This window comes from Collinsella sp. AF29-7AC, from assembly GCF_003475665.1.
Lineage (GTDB): Bacteria > Actinomycetota > Coriobacteriia > Coriobacteriales > Coriobacteriaceae > Collinsella.
The window spans coordinates 127,995-148,345 of record NZ_QRQX01000004.1; the positions used below are offsets into that span (position 1 = coordinate 127,995).

Genomic DNA, 20,351 nt, shown 5'->3' on the forward strand with positions numbered 1-20,351 from the left:
CCGTGTCACGTCTGCACTTCATCGCCGCTTGCGCCCGTGTGCGCATCTATCCCACGCTCTGCATCACTTTACGTCATACTCCACGCGATCGAGTTCGGGCACGTTGAGATTGATGAGCTTGCGGGCGATGCGGCGGTCGTGTGCCCCAAGCGCCTCGCCCGTTGTCACATGGGCGACAATCTCGCGCTCGACGATGCCTTCCTCGTCACCTTCGGTAGCCGAGGTCTCGACGGCGACGGTGTAATCCTTAAAGCCTGGAAGTACCGCCGCAAGCTCACGCGTGGTCTCGGTGACGCCGTAGCCGTCCTGCACGCCGGCCTGCGCCGAACCGATGGAGCCCGCGGTCATGACGATGCAAGGGATGGCAAAGATCACCGTACCCACGATGATGCGGCGGCGCACTTTGCGTGACAGCTCGTCGACCTCGGCATCTTCCTCGGCCGTCACAATGCCGTCGCCGTTGAGGTCGCGCTTGAGCGGCACGCGCAAAAGAAGCAGCACGGCCTCTGCCGCCAGCGCGATAAAGACCACGTTGATGCCAAACTCGTAGAGCGCCGAGAGAAATAGCGACCCGCTTGCGATGGCGATGCCGTAGCCTGCCGCGCACAGGGGTGGCATGAGCGCGGTCGCCACAGCTACGCCGGCGATGAGCGTTGCGGGTTCTTGGTCGCGCGAGTTGCCCAGCCCGCCCGCAAAGCCGCCCGCGAGCGCGACAACAAGGTCCCACACGGTGGGCGTCGAGTTGTCGATGATGGCGGCCGTAGTGGTGCCAAGGGGCGAGAGCTTAAAGTACAACGTGGATGTGACCAGGCAAAAGGCCATTTGCAGGGCAAGACCGGCGACGGCCTCGACGGTAATCTCGCGGTCGAGCGTGGCAATGCCGTATGCCATGGAAAGGACCGAGCCCATGAGCGGACAGATGAGCATGGCGCCCACGATGGCGATGTCCGAATCGATGTCGAGGCCGATACTCGCGATCAGCATCGCGATGATGAGGATGCACAGGTGAGAGCCGGTCAGGCGCGCCCCGTTTACAAAGCGCCTACGGATTACGTGATAGGGCGCGCGCCCCTCGCGAATGTTGAACGCCTGCTTTAAGAATCGGCTGGCGTTCTCCATGGCCTCGCTATGGGCAGGACGGATGCCGTGACGCCGATGATGGCGCTCGCGCAGTCGCTTGATCTGTTGTTTGTCGAGTTCCATGCTTACCTCGTCTGGCTTCCGAGTCACTTTTCGCGTCTGTTGTCTTTACTCTACACCGCGCTGAGCGAGGTGTCAGACGAGGCTTGTTGACCTAGAAGCCAGGCCAATCGGCATGACTAAAAACGCCGTGAGGATTAAAAAGATCAAATAGACAAAAAGCGCGGGGCCGGATTGTTTCCGACCCCGCGCTCTGCGTTGGCGCGTTGTTGTTCTGCTTACCCCAGCAGGCTCAAGCCGACGGAGATAAACGCCAAGATAACGCCGACGATAGACTCGCCGCCCAGCAGGCCGCTGGCGACGACCAGACCCTGCTCCTGGAAGGCGGCGTCCTTGGCGGTCTTCTCCTCATCCGAAAGACCGGCAGTGGCGTCGCGGTGGGCGGACCACTTGTCGTAGGCGAGCTTGACGCAGGAGCCCAAGAAAGCCGTGAGCGACATATAGAACGGCAGGTACACGCCCAGGCCGATCATCATGGCCGGGATGCCGAGCCAGTACATGACGATGCCGGCGATAAAGCCGCCTGCGAACCACGGCACGCTCGGGATGCCCGAGACCATGGTGGCGACCAAGCTTGCCTGCGCGGCAACGAAGCTCTTGTCGGGACCAAAGGCGTCCGGACCATAGGCAGTGACGAGCGCGACCATGACGGCGGCGGCGATCAGGGCGCCCACGATGCCGCCGATGGCCTGGCCGATCCACTGTGCACGCGGGTTGGTGCCCAGCACGGCGCCGGCCTTAAAGTCGTTCATGACGTCGCCCGCAAGGCCGCACGCCACAGCCACGATGCCGGCGATAAAGAACAGCTTGACCTGCGCGAGCTGTGCGAAGGCGGCTACGATGAGCATGACGATGAGGCCGAAGATCTCCATGGGGTCGATGCCCGTCTGGCCGCAGCTCTGCGCGCTCATGATGGTGGTGACAAAGGTGAACAGCGTGACGATGACGGCCGGGACGGGACCAAGGTCGAGCGCGATGGCAACGATTACAGCGATAGCGGCGGTGCCCAGGCCGATGATGCCGGCGTCGAGCTTAAGGGAGCCCGAGATGAGCGACTGCTCGTCGGTGTCGGTGGAGCTGTCGGCGGCGAGGCCACGGACGATACCGGCGACCTGCGGCAGGATGTCCTTGAGGACGACGGCGACGCCAAAGCCCATCATAAGGCCCATGCCCAGGGACTTGACGATGCCCTGCGCGGTTACGACGTCGAACAGACCGGCAGCGGTGCCGCCGACGATGATGCCAAAGTTGCCCAGCAGCGCGCCGGCAAACCAGAAGGCGACGGGGGCGAAACCCACCAAAAAGCCAATGGACAGCAACATGGGCGAGTTGTAGATGGCAAAGGTCACGCCGGGGATATTGAGCGTGCACAGCATACTGGGCACCACGCCCAGAGCGTCGCGAAGCACACTATAGATGCCTGCGATGGCCATGGAGCCAAAGAGCTGCTTGCCGGTCTTGCCGCCGGCCTCGGTGGCGCGCAGGGTCTGAGCTGCGGCGTTGCCGGTGGGGAACTCCAACGCGGCATCCACGATAAAGTGACGGTGGATGAGCGCGGTGGCTAGCAGGCCCAGGATGGTGCCGGCGAGTGCCACGATAAACATGTCGAGCCAGCTGATCTGGTCGGCATAGCCCAGCATCCAGGCGCCCGGGATGGTAAACGCCAGACCGCCGGCGACCATGGCGCCTGCGGACATGATGGTGTGGGTGACGTTTGCCTCGTTGAGGCTGGCGTTGCCCATGAGCTTAAGGAAGAACAGCGAGATGACGGCAGCGAAGACGATCGGCCAGGGGAGTGCGCCCATCTTGAGGGCGGTGTAGGCCGAGCTTGCCGTGATGATCACGCAGCCAAGGACGCCGATGACGACGCCGCGCAGCGTGAGTTGCCCGCGCATCGAAGCGCGGTTCGAGGGATTGCTCATATAGAACTCCTTTGCGTATATCCGCTTCCCCCGGGAGCGCCGCTACGGATACGGCGCGGGAAGTCGGGTTACCAAGGGCCGCCGCGTGAGCTCGCAAACGACCGCGCACCAGTATAGCCGCAAGCTAGTCATTTTGGGATGACTGGTTTAGGTAGGCGATATACTGCTGGACAGACGAAAGGAGCGCCGACGATGCTTAATGGGTGTGCATATATATTGACGGTCGACGTGGGTAACACGTTCATTCGCTTTGGCCTGTTTGCCGAGGATTCGGCCGCGGCGCAGGAGCGCCCGCTCGCGACGTGCGAGATCACCACGCCGGCCCGTATTACGGCCGACGAAGCGCGCATGCGACTTGTGCAGGTCATGGGCGCGCTCGCCGCCGATGCGGGTGTGCCCGGGGTGCTCGTACCCGCCGCGGCTGTGCTGAGCTGTGTGGTCCCGGCGCTCGAGCGCCCATGGAAGGCAGCACTTTCCCGCGCCTGCACGGGACGCGTGCTCACCGTGGGGCCGGGCCTCAAGACCGGTATGCCCGTGCACTACGACGATCCAGCAGAGATCGGTCCCGACCGCATCGCCGATGCCGTGGCGGCACGCGCCGTCTACGGCTCTCCCTGCATCGTGATCGACTTGGGTACCACGACCAATATCGAGGTCATCGACGCGCACGGCACCTTTGTGGGCGGCGTCATCGCGCCGGGTCTGGCGCTTGGCGCCCGCTCGCTTTCGGCTGCTGCGGCGCGTCTGCCGCAGGTCGAGCCCTCGGCACCCACGCATGTGATCGGCCGCAACACGCGCGAGGCCATGCGTTCGGGCGTGGTTCTGGGCGAGGTAGCCCGCATCGACGGCATGCTCGACATGGTGCTTGCCGAGATGCGCGCGACCAAGGCCGCGGGGGAGGGCGACGTGCCCATCGTCATTACCGGCGACGACGCCGAGGCACTCGCGGCGTTGGTCGGCCACAGCCTGACGGTAGACGACGCGCTGACGCTGCGGGGTCTCGCCGAGCTCTACCGCATCAACCAAAAGCCCCGCCGCGTGTAAAAGTGAGGGCGCCGGTGGGACAAACGTCTCCACCTTTCACCTGCTACAATGGGTCAAATTATTGCGATTACGGAGGTGTCTGCCATGTCGGACGATCTTCATCAAACTTCGTCAGGCAAGCGCCTGGACGTCATTAGCTGGGACGAGTTCTTTATGAGCGTGGCCATCGCCGCGCAGCGCCGCAGTAAGGACCCCAACACGCAGGTGGGCGCGTGCATCGCCAGCACCAACCACCGCATCCTTTCGGTGGGCTACAACGGTACGCCCTCGGCGCTCAACGACGACTTTTTCCCGTGGGGCACGAGCGACGACCCGTTGCAGGACAAGCACAACTACGTGGTCCATGCCGAGGCCAACGCTGTGCTCAACTACCGTGGCTCGCTCAAGGACCTCGAGGGTTCCACGGTCTACGTCACGCTGTTCCCGTGCCACGACTGCGCCAAAATCCTGGCGCAGGTGGGCGTGGGCGAAGTCGTCTACCTGGACAACAAGTACGCCGACACCGATGATGGACGCATCAGCCGTCGCATCCTCGACTCCTGTGGCATCAGCTATCGCCAGGTTATCGTCGATGTCCAGATTGGTACCGGGGGACAGGCTCGGCAGTAATATGCGTTGTCACTATCTGACGACGAACGCAGCTAAAAGATCCCCGTCCCAAATTGACTGCTCGTGAAAGTCGTGTCCGCGCGCATGGATGGCTCGTGAGCGGGTACATGGCTGTAGTAACATAGCCCCTGTCCGCGGGCGTGCCCGCGTTATTGTGAGAAAGGAGCCCCTGTGGCTGTTAACGAAGAGCTGCTTAAGAAGGTTCTTGAGGAGATCCGCCCCAACCTGCAGGCTGACGGCGGCGATATGGAGTATGTGGGTGTTGACGACGAGGGCGTCGTCAAACTGGAGCTGCAGGGTGCCTGCGCCGGCTGCCCTATGAGCGCGCTGACCCTGTCCATGGGTATCGAGCGCATCCTGAAGGAGCATGTGCCCGGCGTTACCCGTGTCGAGCAGGTTAATGCCTCCGGCGAGACCGACGACCTGTACGACGAGTACGCGCCGTTCTAAGATGCGAAAGCTGCGGACGGCATACTCCGCATAGACGTTACGCCCAAATATGCGGCTGCGAGCGCAAGGCCCGCGGCCGCATTTGTATGTAGGGAGTAGGAGGGTCGACATGCTCAACGACTTCTACCATATGCTTGATCCCGTCGCGATTTCGGCGGGGCCCATCACGATTTACTGGTATGGTCTGGCCTATGTGGTCGGTGCCCTGCTCACGGCGGTCGTCATGTACCGCACGCAGCGTCGCTGGGGCTTTAGCATCACGATTGACGACCTGACGAGTGTCGTGGTCGGCGTGGTCTTTGGCCTTATCATTGGCGCCCGTCTGTTCTACGTCATCTTTTACGGCGACGGCTACTACTGGGCGCACCCGCTCGAGATCTTTGCCACCAACGAGGGCGGCATGAGCTTCCACGGTGGCCTGGTCGGCGGCATCTTGGGCGGCATCATCGTGTGCCGCATGTATAAGCTCGATGCATGGACGTTGGCCGATCTTGCCGTCATTGGCGCTCCGCTGGCCCTGTGCCTGGGCCGTTGTGCCAACTTTGTCAACGGTGAGCTGTGGGGCAAGCCGACCGATCTGCCCTGGGGCGTGGTCTTCGGTGGCACCGCGGGCGATATGTCGCGTCACCCCTCCCAGCTCTACGAGGCATTTCTTGAGGGCATTGTGCTCTTTTGCATTCTGCAGGTGCTCAGCCGCAAAAAGCCGCTGCTGCCCCAGGGCACGTTTATGGGCGTGTTTGTGATGGGTTACGGCATCGTCCGCTTCCTCGTCGAGTTCGTGCGCGTGCCCGACGCCCAGCTTGGCTATCTGCTGGGCGGCGTCATCACGATGGGTCAGCTGCTGAGCCTTCCGCTCGTTATTGCGGGCCTGGCGCTCATCATCTTCGCGCGACACCGCAACCGTCCCCAGCGCATCTACCTCGACGCCTAACCACCACAAAGGGGACAGGCACCTTTGTGGTTTGCTAGGCAACGATGACAGGACCGTAACGTTTTCCCAGATAAAACCTGCCAAAATAAACCTGTCCCTTTTTGGCGGGTTTCTAGAAAGGCTCTTTGGACTGTGAAGGATTCCGACCTCTCCACAACGGCTGCGCGCGACGCTGCCCGCATCGTCTGGTTTAAGCGCTACCCCGCCAAGCAGACGCTCATCGCATTTCTGCTCGCGCTGTTGGCGACCACGGCGTTTTCCATCGATCCCGCGCCGGTCTCGAGCAACGCAGTCTTGGCGATTGACCCCAAAGCCTCGGGCATGCTGTACGTGTGCTACGAGGTGCTCCTCTCGTTTGCCGGCCATACCGACGCGGTCATGCTGCTTGCGCTTGCCTGCCTGCTCACTCTGCCGTTTCGCTACGTATTCTTTGGCCGCGGCGATGCTTGGCGTCCTTCGGTGATCCTTCCGTCGCTGTTCTTTGCCGTCTGCATGGTGTTTGGCCGCAGCTACGACCTCACCGATTCTGCCGAGATCGTACTCGGCGACAAGGCTCGCATCATCTGCGCCTGGATAGGCGGTGCGGGCTGGATGCTCTTGGCGGTCGTTGCCTTCTACCTGGCTTTTGAGTGTCTAGATTGGCTGAGCTCTCGGCGCATTCCGTTTTCCGAAGCGCACTTTGGCCGCGTATGGCGTATGGCTCACGCCGCGCTCTCGGTCCATCCCTTTGCCGGGCCCTTCCTGGTGCTTATGGTCGCCTGGGCGCCCACGCTCATCGCTTCGCTGCCCGGCCTTTTTATGGGAGATACGGGTGCGCAGATTCGCCAGTGGTTCAACTACCCCAACGGCACGAGCGACTACCTGCGCCTACTCAACCCCAACGTGCTGCTCAACGGGCATCATCCCGTAGTGCACACGGCCATTATCGGCTCGTGCGTTCAGCTGGGGCTTTCGCTGTTCAACAGCGCTAACGCGGGCCTCATCATCTACACCTGCGCTCAGTTCGTCATTACGGCCGCCTGCATGGCCTATTCCATCTCGTCGCTGCGCAAGCTGGGCGTGAGCTTGCCGATCCGCGGCGTGATCTTGCTGTTCTTTGTGTTTATGCCCATGTTCTCCAACTACGCGGCCCTGCTTACCAAAGATGTGCTGTTTGCCGACGCGTTTTTGGTGCTGTTGGTGCAGACCGTGAAGCTCGTGGCCTGCGGCCTGCCCCGTCGCGATGCCAATGCCGAGCGTGCGGGCGAACAGAGGCCCGTGCTCTTTGCGCGCCATGACTGGCTGCTGCTCGCTCTGGGTGCCATGGGTTCCACGTTTCTGCGCAACGGCGGCCTGGTGTTTCCCCTGGCGGCATGCGTAATCGCGGCGGCGTTTTGCGCATGGGACGCGCATGTGGCTCGTCGTGCAGTCAAGCAGGCCGGTGCTGCGCCTTCGGGCGCCATCTCGCGTTTCCGCTGGGTGGGAGTTCTTGCGGTGCTTGGACTCTGCCTTGCCTCTAATATGTACTTCACCAAGGTCTTTATGCCGGCGCACGACATTACGCCTGGTTCCAAGCGCGAAATCCTCTCGATTCCGTTCCAGCAGACGGCTCGTTTCGTCCAAAAGCACGACGGCCTCAACTCGGGTGTCAACCCCACGGTAAAGGAGGACGGCACCATCGTGGAGGCTCCTTGCGACGGCTTGGTGACCGACGATGAGCGTGCCGTGATCGACCGTGTGCTCAAGTACGACAATCTGGGCCGCCGCTACAACCCGGATAAGTCGGACGCCGTCAAAAATTGCTTTAACGAGTACGCCTCGCAGGAGGACATCAAGGCCTATTTTGAGGTCTGGGCGCAGATGTTCAAAAAGGATCCCGAGTGCTACATCTCGGCGCTCATCAATAACTACTACGGCTACTTTTATCCGAGTGCCCGCGATGCGTGGGTCTACAGCACGGCGCGCAGTGCCGAGATTATGGCGAAGCCCGATAACCTCAAGTACTTTGACTTCCATCCGGTCGATAGCAAGGTTGTGCGCTGGTGCGACCACCTGATCAACCTGTATCGCGTGGCGGTGCAGCGCATTCCGTTTATCTCGCTCACCATGAGCTCGGCCACCTATGTGTGGATTATGATCGCCGTGGTGGTCTACCTGTTGCGCCGCCATTCGTGGCGCGGGCTGGCCATTTGGGTGCCGCTGCTGGGCGTGCTCGCCGTGTGTCTGATCGGTCCCTGCAACGGTTCGACCTATATGCGCTACCTGTATCCGGTTATCGCCTGCATGCCCTTTGCCATCGGCGCCACCATCACTCGCAGCGACCTTCTCTGGTCCTAATTTGGTGCAAAGGGGACAGGTTGCTTTGCACCAAAGGATGGCATCATCACGACGCCTTCATTTTGGGGTTTATCTCGCAGGCCAGTAGGTATATCATAACGACGTTTGTTTATATTGCCCGAGCATCTGCGCTGGGCTTTAGGTCAAAACCGATAGGAGACACGTATGTCCGGACACTCTAAGTGGGCCACAACCAAGCATCGTAAGGGCGCGCAGGACGCCAAGCGTTCCGCCCTCTTCTCCAAGCTGAGCCGCAACATCACCGTTGCTGCCCGTCTCGGCGGTGACCCGCTGCCCGAGAACAACGCCAGCCTCGCCGCTGCCGTTGCTAAGGCCAAGGCTCAGTCCATGCCCAAGGACAAGATCAAGTCCGCTATCGACAAGGCCTTTGGTTCGGGTGCCGATGCCGCCGTCTACGAGAACATCGTGTACGAGGGCTACGGTCCCGCCGGTGTCGCCGTCTACGTCGACTGCCTGACCGACAACCGCAACCGTACCGCCGCTGATGTCCGTTCCGCCTTCTCCCACGCTGGTGGCAACCTGGGCACCTCCGGCTCCGTCGCCTTCCAGTTTGAGCGCAAGGGCCAGATCGTCGTCGCCAAGGAGATCCTGGATGAGAACGCCAAGAAGGAGACCATGATCGCCAACGGTGCTGCCGGTGACGAGGATGAGTTCATGATGGCTATCGCCGAGGCCGGTGGCGAGGACTACGAGGATGCCGGCGAGGAGTGGATCGTCTGGACTGCTGCCAACGAGGTCATGGCTGTCTCCAAGGCGCTCGAGGAGCAGGGTGTCCAGGTCAAGGGCTCCGAGACCACCATGGTCCCGACCACCCCGACCGAGGTCTCCGGCACCGACGCCAAGAAGGTCCAGCGCCTCATCGACCGTCTTGAGGAGCTCGACGACGTCCAGGACGTCTACAGCACCATGGACATGACCGACGAGGTCATCGCTGCCCTCGAGGAGGAGTAGCGCCAGCACGGATTGAGCCGTGCATATCTGGGCATAATGAAGCGAGCATGCAAGCCTCGTGGAATAGATGAGCCGGATCCGCGTGCGTAGAGCACCGGACCCGGCTCTTTTATAATGATGCGAACCGTTTTGCATTTCGAGAGCCGAGATTTGAAGGGAGCGCCGCGTGCGCGTACTCAAACGAGCCCTAGCGATCGTGTATCTTGCCGCCACCATCGTGGCGCTGGGTACGCTTGTCTGCCAGTTTTGGGGGCCGTATACGTATCGCTTTATGCTGCTGATGCGCGACCCCATGCCGCGCATCGTCGTGACGGTGTGCGCCGGCGTCGTGGCGCTTGGCGTACTGCTGAGCTTTTTCCGCCTGATGTTCGCCCGTCGCGAGCCGTCCTGCGTGCATCCGGCGGGGGAGCGCAATATCGAGGTTACCCTTGCGGCGCTTTCTTCGTGCGCCAGGGCTGCTGCCGAGCGCGACGACCGCGTGATGGTTGAGCATATCGAGGCCCGCGTCCAAGGCCCCGACGATTCGCACGTCCGTTTTAAGGTCGAGGCTATCGCGCTTGACGATAAGGACGTGGCATCTCTGGCTACCGCGATGCAGCAGCGCATCGAGAAGGCCTGCGACACCATGCTCGGCACGCCGGGTACGACCGCGCGTGTCCGTTTTTTGCCGTCCAAGACTACCGTCCAGACCGTGGAGGTTTCCGGTGAGTGATACCAATCAAGATAAGACCGCTCGTACGCCGCGCCTGACGATTGACCAGAGCGCCACGTCGGCGAGCGAACCTGTTGATTCCAAAGCAGAGGCAACCGAGTTACAAGACGCGGCAGCCGCGGATTTTGACGAGGCTATGGGTCTCATCAAGGGTACGGGCGCTGCCATCTGGAGCTATGCTGTGCGTCATCCCAACACCACGCTCGGCGCCGTCGCCGGCTTTATCCTCGCCGTGTTGGTGCTCACGTTGGGTCTGTGGGACACGCTCGTCATTGCATTCTTCGTGCTGATCGGCGCTGTGATCGGCCAAATTCGCGACGGCGAGAACGGGATCGTCAACTTCTTCGGCCGTCTGTTTAGCGGCCGCTAATATGTATTCGACTGTCGCATCCGCGGCAGGCATAAGGAGGAACCATGGCTTTTAATACGAAGGTCGATGTAGCCGATACCGAGCTCGAGGAGAACGAGGCGGTCGTCGCCGAAGCTGAGGATGTGACGCTCGAGGATGAGGCTCTCGTCGAGGCCGAGTCCGATACGGATGAGGATGACGAGGAAGCGGATGAGTCCGAGGACTCGCTGACCTATTCCAACGGCGTGATCGAGAAGATCGTTGCCATGGCCACCCGCGAGGTTCCGCACGTTCTGGGCATGAAGGGTAACCTCATGCACTTTGTGCAGGAGCAGTTTGGTGCCGAGAATCTGACCAAGGGCGTGACGGTCGAGGTCACCGACGATAATCGCGTGGTCGTCAACATCTCCGTCATCATCGAGTACGGCGCCTATGCGCCCGCGATCTTCGACGATGTCAAGGCACGTGTCACCGAGCGCCTTGCCGCGATGACCGGCCTTGAGGTGGCGGGCGTCAACCTGCGCATCGAGGATGTCATCACCCCCGAGGAGTACGAGCACCGCACCAGCCAGCACGAATAACCTTCCAAAAAGGACAGGTTTGTTTTGGCAGGTTTTATCTGCGAAAACATTAAACGGCCGACCGCGCAAGCAAAAGCGTGGCCGGCCGTTTCTGTACGCTCCCGATATAGTCATACCGCTCGTCTAACTAAGGGTTGCAATCCCCACGTTCCGCGTTACTCTAATGGGCGCATTGTTTCCAAATTGTTAACGAGGGGTTGCCGTAATGGCCGACGAGCACGAAACAGAAAGCAAGGCATGGGCAATTGAGGCCGCTGCAGCAGAGGCGGCGTCGCGTGCTGCCGAGGAGGTGCATCGTCCTCCCGTAGTGCCGATGGAGCGCGTGGTCGATCGCGATGTTATCGAGCGGGGCGAGCGCGCTGGTCGCAAGCGCAGCCAGGAGCCGGGCTTTCCGCGCTTTTTTGCCGAGCTCAATTTGGGCCTGATCCTCACGGCCTTTGCCATCGTCGCGTTTAAAACCCCTAATCACTTTGCTTTTGGCGGCACCTCGGGCGTGTCGGTCATTCTGTCCACGCTGTTCCCGACCCTGCCTGTCGGCGTTTTTATGTGGATTATCAATGCGGTCCTGGTCGTTTTGGGCTTTATCTTTTTGGAGCGCAAGGCAATCCTGTGGAGCGTCTTTGCCTCGTTTGCGCTGTCCGCCTATGTCTCGCTGTTTGAGCTCTTTATTCCGACCGATGTCTCGATGACGGGCGATATGTGGCTCGACCTGTGCTTTGCCGTGATTCTGCCGGCGCTCGGCAGCGCTATCGTCTTTGATATTGGTGCCTCGACGGGCGGCACGGACATTCTCGCCATGATCCTCAAACGTCGCACGACGCTCGAGATTGGCCGCGCCCTGCTGTTGGTCGATATCGGCATCGTGACCATCGCGGCCTTCTTGTACGGCCCGCGCGTCGGTCTGTATTGCGTGCTTGGCCTGTTTGCCAAGACGCTCGTGGTCGACAAGGCCATCGAGAGCATTCACCTGCGCAAAGTCTGCACGGTCATTTGCTCCGAGCCCCTTAAGGTCGAGGAGTTTATCGTCAAGCATCTCAACCGTACGGCGACTATCAGCCGCGGCTACGGTGCTTTCTCGGGCAAGTGCGTGACGGTGATCATGAGCGTGCTAAGCCGTCGCGAGGCCGTGCAACTGCGCCGCTATGCGCGCGAAGTCGATCCGGGTGCCTTTATCACGATCGTCGACAGCTCCGAGATCGTCGGCAAGGGTTTCCGCGGAACGAACTAACGCGGTCGAGCTCATCAAACAATCGAATAGCGCCCTGCGCATTGCAAATGCGTCATGTTGGAGTATTTGTCCCCACATTGGGTGATAATGATGCCAAAGACATCGTTTGCGATCCAGATGATTCGCTCAAGATACGAAGGGATGATCTCGATGTTCTGTTCGCAGTGTGGTGCCCCCATGGGCGATAACGACAAGTTCTGTGGTGCGTGTGGTGCTCCTAATGCGGCGGCCGGCGCGGTCCCTCAGGGACAGCCGCAGCCTCAGCAGGCCATGCCTCAGCCGCCGGTGGTCAACGTGCCCAAGGGCTGTGTGGCTCAGGCGTTTGAGGATATGACCAAGACGCCGGGCGTGCTGCAGCGCGTGTGCCAGATTGCCTTTTTACCGGCGGTCATCTGCGTCGTGTCGGTGCTCGTGCTGTTCATCCCCGTTATCGGTGGTATCGCGGCTGCTATTGGCTTTTTGGCAGCTTGCATTGCGAGCGTGTGTGGTTCCGGCTTTGGTATTGAGTGGGGTCGCGATCTGTCGCTCAAGGTTGATGACGGTATGGATCGTCCACTCATGCGTTCCACGTCGTTTGGCCTCGGAGTCTTTTCGAGCGTTATCTCGGTCGTGCTCGAGGTTATCGCTGCCATTCCCGTTATCGGTGTAGTGCTTTCGCTGGTGGAGAGCGTGGTAATTGGCGCCGCGGGCTCGTATTCGTATTACGGCTCTTATGCACTCGAGGCAGCGCTGTTCGGCTCGCTTGGCCTGCTTGTCCTGGCTATGATTGCCACGGCGGTCTTGGGGGTCTTCTTTAAGATGTTCGCCGACATTGCCGTGATGCACTTTGCGGTGACCGGTCGTGTCGAGAGCGCGTTTTCGCTCGATAAGGTCTGGGCGGCCTTTAAGCACAACAAGACCAAACTGTTCTGCGCTTCGTTCCTTCCCGAGTTTTTGACGGGCCTGGTCGCCAACGTTGTCACCTGGATCCTGACGTTCGTCTTTGGCACCATTGCCTCTGTCGGTATGTATAGCTACTACTACCGTCCTACGGCTATTGAGGCGCTTGTTACCGGCGGTGGCATCACGCTCGTATTGTTCTTGGTGCTGACGGCGTTTGTCACGGTATTCCTCACGGTCTTTGGCAAGATGCTCAAGCACCGTGCCGTTGGCTATTGGGTTGCGCGCTACGCAAGCGAGTGGGCCGACGAGGACAAGGACGACGTCCTGACTTTTGTGCTGCCGTTTGAGAAGAAGTCTGCTCCGGCTGGTTTTAGCGCCGACGCAGCGCCCGTATCCGATTCCGCTGCGGCGCCGGCGCCTGCGCCCGAGCCCGAGCCCGAGCCCGAGCCCGAGCCCGTGCCTGAGCCTGAGCCTGAGCCTGAGCCCGCGCCCGTGCCTGAGCCCGAGCCCGAGCCCATGCCGGAACCGGAGCCCGAGCCCGAGCCTGCACCAAGCTCCGACGAGGACCCGCAGGACGAGTAGCCCTGCCGCCTGCCATTTGGGGACGGGGTAGAAACGGTAGAAATGGCGCTTGACAAATGAGCGGGGGCGGACGTGTCGAAACGTCCGCCCCCGCTTTGATATCGCGATGTGGCTATGACTGCGAGATGGCCGCGAATCGACTACTCGCCGCGCTTCTCCTCGCGGCGAGCGGCGGCACGTGCATCGTGGATGCCCTTGATCGCGGCATGGCGTGCCGTGCGGGCGTCATGGATGGCGTCGCGAGCCTCGGCGGTCGTTGCCTTGGCAGAGCGCAACTTGGCGGCCAGGTCGGGGTTGGTTTCGGCGACCGCGGTGATCGCGGGGCCGTCGAGCTCCTCTTGCGTGGGCTCGGCCAAAAAGTCGATGGCATACTGGGCGGCCACCATGGGGCCCTTTGCCAGCACAGTCTCGTCGATCTTGTAGAAGCAGGAATGTTGGGCGTACGTGGCGCCAATCTTGGGGTTGCGCGTACCTACAAAGGCGAGCACGCCCGGTACACGGCGCAGGTACTCCGAAAAATCCTCGCCCGAAAGCGTGCCGCGGTAATGACCTTGACCGGTGGGGCCCAGGCATTTGATTACTGCCTGGCGGCAGCGCTCGCTCGAGGCGGCATCGTTTTCGACCTTGTAATTGGCGATGGTGTAGTCGGTGAGCTCTGCCTCGGCGCCCAAGGCGGCCGCGGTATGCTCCACGATGCGGCGCATGAGCTCCGGCATTTCCTCGTGGGTCGAATCGCCGTAGGTGCGCACCGTGCCGGCGAGGTAGGCCGTGCCGGCGATAACGTTGCGCGCTGTTCCGCCGTGCAGCTCGCCGACGGTAATGACGGCCGGCTCGTAGGGACTGATCTCGCGCGAAACGATGGTCTGCAGAGCGTTGACGATCTCGGCGGCAACCATAACGGCGTCGTGACCGCGCTGGGGCATGGCACCGTGGCACGAGGTGCCGCGGACGTCGATGCGGAACCAGTCGGTATTGGCCATGCGCGGTCCGGGCTCGCAGCTCACGGTGCCGGCGTCGACCTCACTCCAGATGTGCGCGGCGTAGGCGCCATCGACGCCGTCGAGCACGCCCGTGCCGATCATGAGCTTGGCGCCCTGGCCGTTTTCCTCGCTGGGTTGGAAGACGATGCGGACTTCGCCGTGGATGTCGTCGGTCATATGGCGCAGGATTTGCAGCGTGCCGAGCATCATGGCGATGTGGCAGTCGTGGCCGCAGGCGTGCATGCAGCCCTCGTTGACGCTGGCAAACTCCTCGCCGGTCTGCTCGGTGACGGGCAGGGCGTCGATATCCGCGCGCAGCAGGATACGGCGGCGCGGCGTGCCGTCCTCGTGGTAGGCGTCGGGCGCGGTGCCGCGAAGGGTCGCCACCAGGCCCGTCTTAAGGGGACGCTCGTAGGGGATATTCATGGCGTCGAGCTGGTTGGCGATGTCGGAAGTCGTGCGCTCCTCGGCAAGGCTCAACTCCGGGTGCTTATGGAAGTGGCGGCGCTGCTTAATGATGTAGGACTCAAACTCGGCGGCGATATCCTGGATAGCCGCGGTGACGTCGTCTGCCGCGCGAACCTCGGTTGCCGCCATAATCTGCTGTGCCTTGGTCTTCGTCATGGTCGATTTGCTCCTTGCTGGCTCGATCGCAAAATCGTACAGGCTCTCTCCAGTATGCCACCTGCCGCTAGGGCTGGTAAAGTTGCCGTTTGCCGCTTGGGGTTTTGTTACAAGGGCGGGGGAGTACACTCGGGGGTGTTGAATTTCCTGCCAGAGATGGGGATGCCCATGCAACATATCGATCGGATTATCCGCTCCAAGAACGTCTTTACCGCGCAAGACGGCATCGATACCGCCCGCGAGCTGGCGATTGCCATCGCAGGCGACCGTATCGTCGCAGTCGGTGCGCCCGATGACGTGATTGCCGCCGCGCCTGCCGCCACGCCGGTTATCGACTACGGCGAGCAGTTTGTCTGCCCAGGTTTCCATGACGCTCATCTGCACTTCTTCCATACCTCGGTCGGCTCCTCGCCGTACATGCTCATGGATATGGGCACGTCCGAGGCGGCGCTGGTGCAACACGCGCTCGAGTTTTCCCAGGACCTGCCCGACGACGCTTGGGTTGTGACTCAGGGCTGGCGCGACTACCGTTGGGACCCGCCCGAGCATCCTACCAAGGCGTCGCTCGATGCGGCATTCCCCGATCGCCCCTGCGTTATGTATTCGGGCGACGGCCATACGCTGTGGCTCAACAGCCGCGCACTCGAGGCGCTCGGCGTCACGCGCGACAGCGAGCCGCCAGCGGGCGGTGGCTACGACAAGGACGCAAGCGGCGAGCTCACGGGCATTGCTCACGAGGCGGCTGCCATGCAGCTGCTACCGCGCTGCCTTGAGTGGCTGGGGGAGGATCGCATTGCAAGCGCTTACGCCGATCAAATGAGGCGTATGGCCGAGCAAGGCATTACCTCGATTTGCGACATGTCGCTCATGCCCATGCCGGGCTGCGATTTTATCCGCGACGACGTCTACGACAAACTGCAGGCCTCCGGCAAGCTGGGCATCCGCGCCCATCTGTTTCCCACGCTGCTGGATGACCAGTCGCGCTTGGAAGAACTCCAGACCCGCTACGCGAACAACGCGCTGCTCTCGGCGCCAGGCTTTAAACAGTTCTTCGACGGCGTGTCGAGCGAGCATACCGCATACCTCACTGAGCCCTATACCAACCCGCGCTTCCCGGGCGACCAGGGCCGCCTGACGGTCCCTGTCGAGCGTATGCGCAAGTTGGTTTTGGCGGCAGCCGAGCGTGACCATACCGTGCGCATCCACGTTATCGGCGACGGTGCCATCCATGCCGCACTCGATATCTTTGAGGAGGCGGCAGAGCTCTACGGCTTGCCCCAGCACGGTCATAACACGCTCGAGCATCTGGAGAACCTCTTGCCCGAGGATATCGATCGCCTGCGCAAGCTCAACGTGGTCGCCTCGAGCCAGCCCTGCCACATCACGCTCGATCCGGGTGGCCCAGAGCGCGACCTTGGCCTGGAGCGAAGCCGAATCATGTGGCCGTTCGCAACCTATAAGCAGCGCGGCATCCGCCAAGCCTTCGGTACTGACAGCCCTATCACGCCCGTTACCAGCATGAACGTGCTCTACACGGCTATTATGCGCCAAGACCCCAAAAGCCACTGGCCCGAGGGCGGCTGGTTGCCGAGCGAGCGTATCGATGCGGCAACGGCTCTGCGCAACTACACCCTGGGCAGCGCCTATGCAGCGGGCGACGAGCAAAACCTCGGCAGCCTAGAACCCGGCAAATACGCCGACCTGGTAGTCCTGGACCAAAATCCACTCACCATCGACCCCCAAGAACTCCAAGCCACCAAAGTCCAAGCCACCTACCTAGCCGGCAACCTGGTCTACGAGCGCTAATATTCATGTCGTACCGTTAAACGCGGCTCGTGCAGCCTATTTTGGGATGGCGCTCGAGCCGCGTTTGTTTGCAAATGGGGGGTTCGTTAGGAGCGTCCCCGCCCTGCTTGATTTGGGCGCGGGGCGGAGGCGTCGCCGCCCCGCGCCCAATTTGGACAGCAGCAATGCTATCTCTAGGTGTTTTGCATACTTTCCATTACGAATTGCATAAAAAGGCTGGGATGTTCTTCCGGATCCTGATGTACCCCCGTCCGCGCCGTGCAAAAAACGGAGTATTCAGCACCGCGAGCTCTGCCTGTGCCGCTGCGGCTGAGTAACGTTGCAGAGATTGACGTCATTTTGTGCTCCGGTGCGGCGTGAGGCATGCCTTTCTGTCCTGACGGGGTTTGCCTGCCGACCAAAATCGCCGGCCGAAGGCGTCCTTGGGACCAATATGGTGTGTCCGGCACGTATGCAGCCGTCCTAGTCTGCTGAATACTCCCAAAAATGCACGGTGCTCCCCAGGGGACCCGTGCGCGCAGCGAAAACCATGCACATGTCGCTATCCGCATCGCCATTTTGCTGCACTGACTTTTCTGAATGCCGGGCTCGAATTAGTTAACCTGCCTCCCGTGTGGCTCCGGAGGGGCGGGGCATAAGGTTTATCGCGAGTTCCGCACGAGCCGAAGGCCACTTAATGTGGCCTTCGTGCGAGCAGGACTGCCCGAGCAGGAAACCTTATGCCCCGCCCCTCCGGAGCCACACGGGAGGCATCGCTAAGTTATCCCCCGGCATTCAGAAAATCTAAGTGCCAAAAAATAAGATTTTTTGACTCCGTGTTGTATAACCCGCCATTCGTGGGTACCATTCAACGCGTACGCAAACAAAAAGGGTTAATTCGCGCGGCATAACCGCGCGGCCCAAAAAGGAGGAAACAAGCATGTCGTCTTTGAAGCCGCTTGCAGATCGTGTTCTGGTCAAGCCCGACGAGGCCGAGCAGAAGACCGCTTCTGGTCTGTATATCGCCAGCAACGCTCAGGAGAAGCCGCAGCGCGGCACCATCGTTGCCGTTGGCGCTGGCAAGGTCAACGACAAGGGTGAGCGCATCCCCATGGACGTCAAGGTCGGTGACGTTGTCATCTATGGTAAGTTCGGTGGCAACGAGGTCAAGGTCGACGGCGAGAAGTATCTGCTGATGCGCGCCGACGACATCTACGCTGTCGTCGAGGCCTAGTCTCGTCAGAATCTCTGATTCGTCTTTGAACGCGCCCGCCGCATAGGACTCGGAAGCGGCGACGCGAGTCACATTTCTTTTGGAGGATTACCTACCATGGCAAAGAACATTACGTTCAACACCGATGCCCGCGCTAAGCTCGCCAAGGGTGTCAACACTCTGGCCGACGCCGTTACCGTCACCATGGGCCCCAAGGGTCGCTACGTTGCTCTGCAGCGCACGTTTGGTGCCCCGACCATCACCAACGACGGCGTTTCCGTCGCCAAGGAGATTGAGCTCGAGGACAACATCGAGAACATGGGTGCCCAGCTGGTGAAGGAGGTCGCCACCAAGACCAACGACACCGTGGGTGACGGCACCACCACCGCAACCCTGCTCGCTCAAGCCATCGTCAACGACGGTCTGCGCAACGTCGCCGCTGGCGCCAACCCGCTGGCCATCCGTCGCGGCATCGACAAGGCCGTCAACGCCGCCGTCGCCGAGATGAAGAAGCAGGCCAAGCCGGTCGAGACCAAGGAGCAGATTGCTTCCGTCGGTACCATCTCCGCCGGTGACCCCGAGGTCGGCGAGAAGATCGCCGAGGCCATGGAGGTCGTGGGCAAGGACGGCGTCATCACCGTCGAGGATTCCCAGACGTTCGACATCACCATCGACACCGTCGAGGGCATGCAGTTCGACAAGGGCTACGTCTCCGCTTACTTCGTCACGGATAACGACCGCATGGAGGCCGTGATGAAGGATCCGTACATCCTCATCACCGACCAGAAGATCTCCAGCGTCCAGGACATCATGCCTGTTCTCGAGGCTGTCCAGCGCGCTGGCCGTGGCCTGCTCATCATCGCTGAGGACATCGATGGCGAGGCTCTGCCGACCCTCGTCCTCAACAAGATCCGTGGCGCCCTCAACGTCTGCGCCGTCAAGGCCCCGGGCTACGGCGATCGCCGCAAGCGCATCCTGGAGGACATCGCCGTCCTCACCGGTGGCCAGGCTGCTCTGGACGAGCTGGGCGTGAAGGTCGCTGACATCACCGCCGATATGCTTGGTACCGCTAAGTCCGTCACTATCTCCAAGGACAACACCGTCGTCGTCGGCGGCGCTGGCTCCAAGGAGGCCATCGACGCCCGCATCGCTCAGATCAAGGGCGAGATGGAGAACACCACCTCTGACTTCGACCGTGAGAAGCTCCAGGAGCGCCTGGCCAAGCTCTCCGGTGGCGTTGCCGTCATCAAGGTCGGCGCTGCTACCGAGTCCGAGCTCAAGGAGATCAAGCACCGCGTCGAGGACGCCCTGCAGGCTACCCGTGCTGCTGTCGAGGAGGGCATTGTCGCCGGCGGCGGCGTCGCCTTCATGGACGCTGCTCCTGCGCTCGACGCCGTTGAGCTTGACGACCCCGAGGAGAAGATCGGCGTCGACATCGTCAAGAAGGCTCTGACTGCTCCGGTCGCCACCATCGCCAAGAACGCTGGCTTTGAGGGCGCCGTCGTGGTCGACAAGGTTGCCGAGCTGCCCGCCGGCCAGGGTCTCAACTCTGCCAACGGCGAGTGGGGCGACATGATTGAGATGGGCGTCCTCGACCCCGTCAAGGTCAGCCGCGTCACCCTGCAGAACGCTGCTTCTGTCGCCAGCCTGATTCTCATCACCGAGGCTACCGTCTCCGATGTGCCCAAGAACACTCAGCTTGAGGACGCTATCGCTGCTGCCACCGCTGGTCAGCAGGGCGGCGGTATGTACTAAGGCCGACAAGGTCTAGAACTCCCACCGGGAATCCGGGGGCGTGACGGGGGCTTCTCTCCGGAACGTCCTCGGACATGCAAAGAGGCTCCGCATCGCGCTTCGCGCTGCGGAGCCTCTTTGCGTCCTGCGGAATGTTCCGGAGAGAAGCCCCCGTCACGCCCCCGGATTCCCTGCGTTTACGGCCTTGAGGTCGGCGGGCGGGGGAGGGCGGGGGCG

17 protein-coding genes are annotated in these 20,351 nt (G+C 61.5%); 14 read left to right on the forward strand and 3 right to left on the reverse strand.

The genetic code is table 11. The features are described from left to right. Positions 1-63 precede the first annotated feature (63 nt). Together DWZ15_RS02810 and DWZ15_RS02815 are read right to left on the reverse strand one after the other, a co-directional pair. The gene (locus DWZ15_RS02810) at positions 64-1,203 is read right to left on the reverse strand and encodes a DUF389 domain-containing protein (protein WP_118449227.1); all 1,140 of its coding nucleotides are present in this window, start codon (positions 1,201-1,203) and stop codon (positions 64-66) included. 215 nt (positions 1,204-1,418) lie between these two features. Next, positions 1,419-3,122: an OPT/YSL family transporter gene (locus DWZ15_RS02815; RefSeq protein ID WP_118449229.1), complete on the reverse strand. Its 1,704-nt coding sequence runs from the start codon at positions 3,120-3,122 to the stop codon at positions 1,419-1,421. Between the two features lie 228 nt (positions 3,123-3,350). Between DWZ15_RS02815 and DWZ15_RS02820 the strand changes: the two genes are divergently transcribed. From DWZ15_RS02820 to DWZ15_RS02870, 11 genes are all read left to right on the forward strand, one after another. Continuing rightward, positions 3,351-4,166, forward strand: a complete 816-nt coding sequence (locus DWZ15_RS02820) for a type III pantothenate kinase (RefSeq protein WP_233544613.1) — start codon at positions 3,351-3,353, stop codon at positions 4,164-4,166. A gap of 84 nt (positions 4,167-4,250) precedes the next feature. Beyond that, complete coding sequence (locus DWZ15_RS02825; RefSeq protein ID WP_117640262.1) at positions 4,251-4,775, forward strand: dCMP deaminase family protein; 525 nt, start codon at positions 4,251-4,253, stop codon at positions 4,773-4,775. Between the two features lie 171 nt (positions 4,776-4,946). After that, complete coding sequence (locus DWZ15_RS02830) at positions 4,947-5,225, forward strand: NifU family protein (RefSeq protein WP_117637654.1); 279 nt, start codon at positions 4,947-4,949, stop codon at positions 5,223-5,225. A gap of 109 nt (positions 5,226-5,334) precedes the next feature. Continuing rightward, a complete protein-coding gene (gene lgt, locus DWZ15_RS02835) occupies positions 5,335-6,156 on the forward strand; it encodes a prolipoprotein diacylglyceryl transferase (protein WP_117640264.1) in 822 nt (273 codons plus the stop codon). A gap of 132 nt (positions 6,157-6,288) precedes the next feature. After that, positions 6,289-8,472 (forward strand): DUF6020 family protein, encoded by a 2,184-nt coding sequence (locus DWZ15_RS02840; RefSeq protein WP_233544614.1) that lies wholly within the window; start codon positions 6,289-6,291, stop codon positions 8,470-8,472. Positions 8,473-8,637: 165 nt separating this feature from the next. Beyond that, complete coding sequence (locus DWZ15_RS02845) at positions 8,638-9,444, forward strand: YebC/PmpR family DNA-binding transcriptional regulator (protein WP_118449233.1); 807 nt, start codon at positions 8,638-8,640, stop codon at positions 9,442-9,444. Positions 9,445-9,610: 166 nt separating this feature from the next. Next, entirely contained in the window at positions 9,611-10,156 is a 546-nt protein-coding gene (locus DWZ15_RS02850) for a hypothetical protein (protein ID WP_118449235.1), read from the forward strand. Then, on the forward strand, positions 10,149-10,526 hold the full coding sequence (locus DWZ15_RS10655; RefSeq protein ID WP_231500738.1) for a DUF2273 domain-containing protein: 378 nt from the start codon (positions 10,149-10,151) through the stop codon (positions 10,524-10,526). The genes DWZ15_RS02850 and DWZ15_RS10655 overlap by 8 nt, the downstream gene beginning before the upstream one ends. Before the next feature lie 44 nt (positions 10,527-10,570). After that, complete coding sequence (locus DWZ15_RS02860; protein ID WP_055251999.1) at positions 10,571-11,086, forward strand: Asp23/Gls24 family envelope stress response protein; 516 nt, start codon at positions 10,571-10,573, stop codon at positions 11,084-11,086. A 205-nt stretch (positions 11,087-11,291) separates the two neighbouring features. Next, entirely contained in the window at positions 11,292-12,314 is a 1,023-nt protein-coding gene (locus DWZ15_RS02865; RefSeq protein ID WP_117584120.1) for a YitT family protein, read from the forward strand. 150 nt (positions 12,315-12,464) lie between these two features. After that, on the forward strand, positions 12,465-13,778 hold the full coding sequence (locus tag DWZ15_RS02870) for a zinc-ribbon domain-containing protein (protein WP_158572482.1): 1,314 nt from the start codon (positions 12,465-12,467) through the stop codon (positions 13,776-13,778). A 140-nt stretch (positions 13,779-13,918) separates the two neighbouring features. On the opposite strand, the gene DWZ15_RS02875 is transcribed toward DWZ15_RS02870, so the two are convergent. After that, a complete protein-coding gene (locus DWZ15_RS02875) occupies positions 13,919-15,382 on the reverse strand; it encodes a M20 family metallopeptidase (RefSeq protein WP_118449239.1) in 1,464 nt (487 codons plus the stop codon). Positions 15,383-15,544: 162 nt separating this feature from the next. On the opposite strand from DWZ15_RS02875, the gene DWZ15_RS02880 reads away from it, so the two are divergent. The 3 genes from DWZ15_RS02880 (at position 15,545) to groL (ending at position 20,135) form a co-directional block, all read left to right on the forward strand. Further along, positions 15,545-17,188 (forward strand): amidohydrolase, encoded by a 1,644-nt coding sequence (locus DWZ15_RS02880; protein ID WP_233544615.1) that lies wholly within the window; start codon positions 15,545-15,547, stop codon positions 17,186-17,188. 919 nt (positions 17,189-18,107) lie between these two features. Beyond that, entirely contained in the window at positions 18,108-18,401 is a 294-nt protein-coding gene (gene groES / locus DWZ15_RS02885) for a co-chaperone GroES (protein WP_022094351.1), read from the forward strand. A gap of 96 nt (positions 18,402-18,497) precedes the next feature. After that, positions 18,498-20,135 (forward strand): chaperonin GroEL, encoded by a 1,638-nt coding sequence (gene groL / locus DWZ15_RS02890; protein WP_022094352.1) that lies wholly within the window; start codon positions 18,498-18,500, stop codon positions 20,133-20,135. The last annotated feature ends 216 nt before the right edge of the window (positions 20,136-20,351 follow it).

What these genes read in the sequence shown, in the direction of transcription:
- DWZ15_RS02810 (WP_118449227.1), bottom strand. Translation starts at nt 1,203, where the DNA reads ATGGAACTCGACAAACAACAGATCAAGCGACTGCGCGAGCGCCATCAT.
- DWZ15_RS02815 (WP_118449229.1), bottom strand. Translation starts at nt 3,122, where the DNA reads ATGAGCAATCCCTCGAACCGCGCTTCGATGCGCGGGCAACTCACGCTG.
- DWZ15_RS02825 (WP_117640262.1), top strand. Translation starts at nt 4,251, where the DNA reads ATGTCGGACGATCTTCATCAAACTTCGTCAGGCAAGCGCCTGGACGTC.
- lgt (WP_117640264.1), top strand. Translation starts at nt 5,335, where the DNA reads ATGCTCAACGACTTCTACCATATGCTTGATCCCGTCGCGATTTCGGCG.
- DWZ15_RS02845 (WP_118449233.1), top strand. Translation starts at nt 8,638, where the DNA reads ATGTCCGGACACTCTAAGTGGGCCACAACCAAGCATCGTAAGGGCGCG.
- DWZ15_RS02860 (WP_055251999.1), top strand. Translation starts at nt 10,571, where the DNA reads ATGGCTTTTAATACGAAGGTCGATGTAGCCGATACCGAGCTCGAGGAG.
- DWZ15_RS02865 (WP_117584120.1), top strand. Translation starts at nt 11,292, where the DNA reads ATGGCCGACGAGCACGAAACAGAAAGCAAGGCATGGGCAATTGAGGCC.
- DWZ15_RS02870 (WP_158572482.1), top strand. Translation starts at nt 12,465, where the DNA reads ATGTTCTGTTCGCAGTGTGGTGCCCCCATGGGCGATAACGACAAGTTC.
- DWZ15_RS02875 (WP_118449239.1), bottom strand. Translation starts at nt 15,382, where the DNA reads ATGACGAAGACCAAGGCACAGCAGATTATGGCGGCAACCGAGGTTCGC.
- DWZ15_RS02880 (WP_233544615.1), top strand. Translation starts at nt 15,545, where the DNA reads ATGCCCATGCAACATATCGATCGGATTATCCGCTCCAAGAACGTCTTT.
- groES (WP_022094351.1), top strand. Translation starts at nt 18,108, where the DNA reads ATGTCGTCTTTGAAGCCGCTTGCAGATCGTGTTCTGGTCAAGCCCGAC.
- groL (WP_022094352.1), top strand. Translation starts at nt 18,498, where the DNA reads ATGGCAAAGAACATTACGTTCAACACCGATGCCCGCGCTAAGCTCGCC.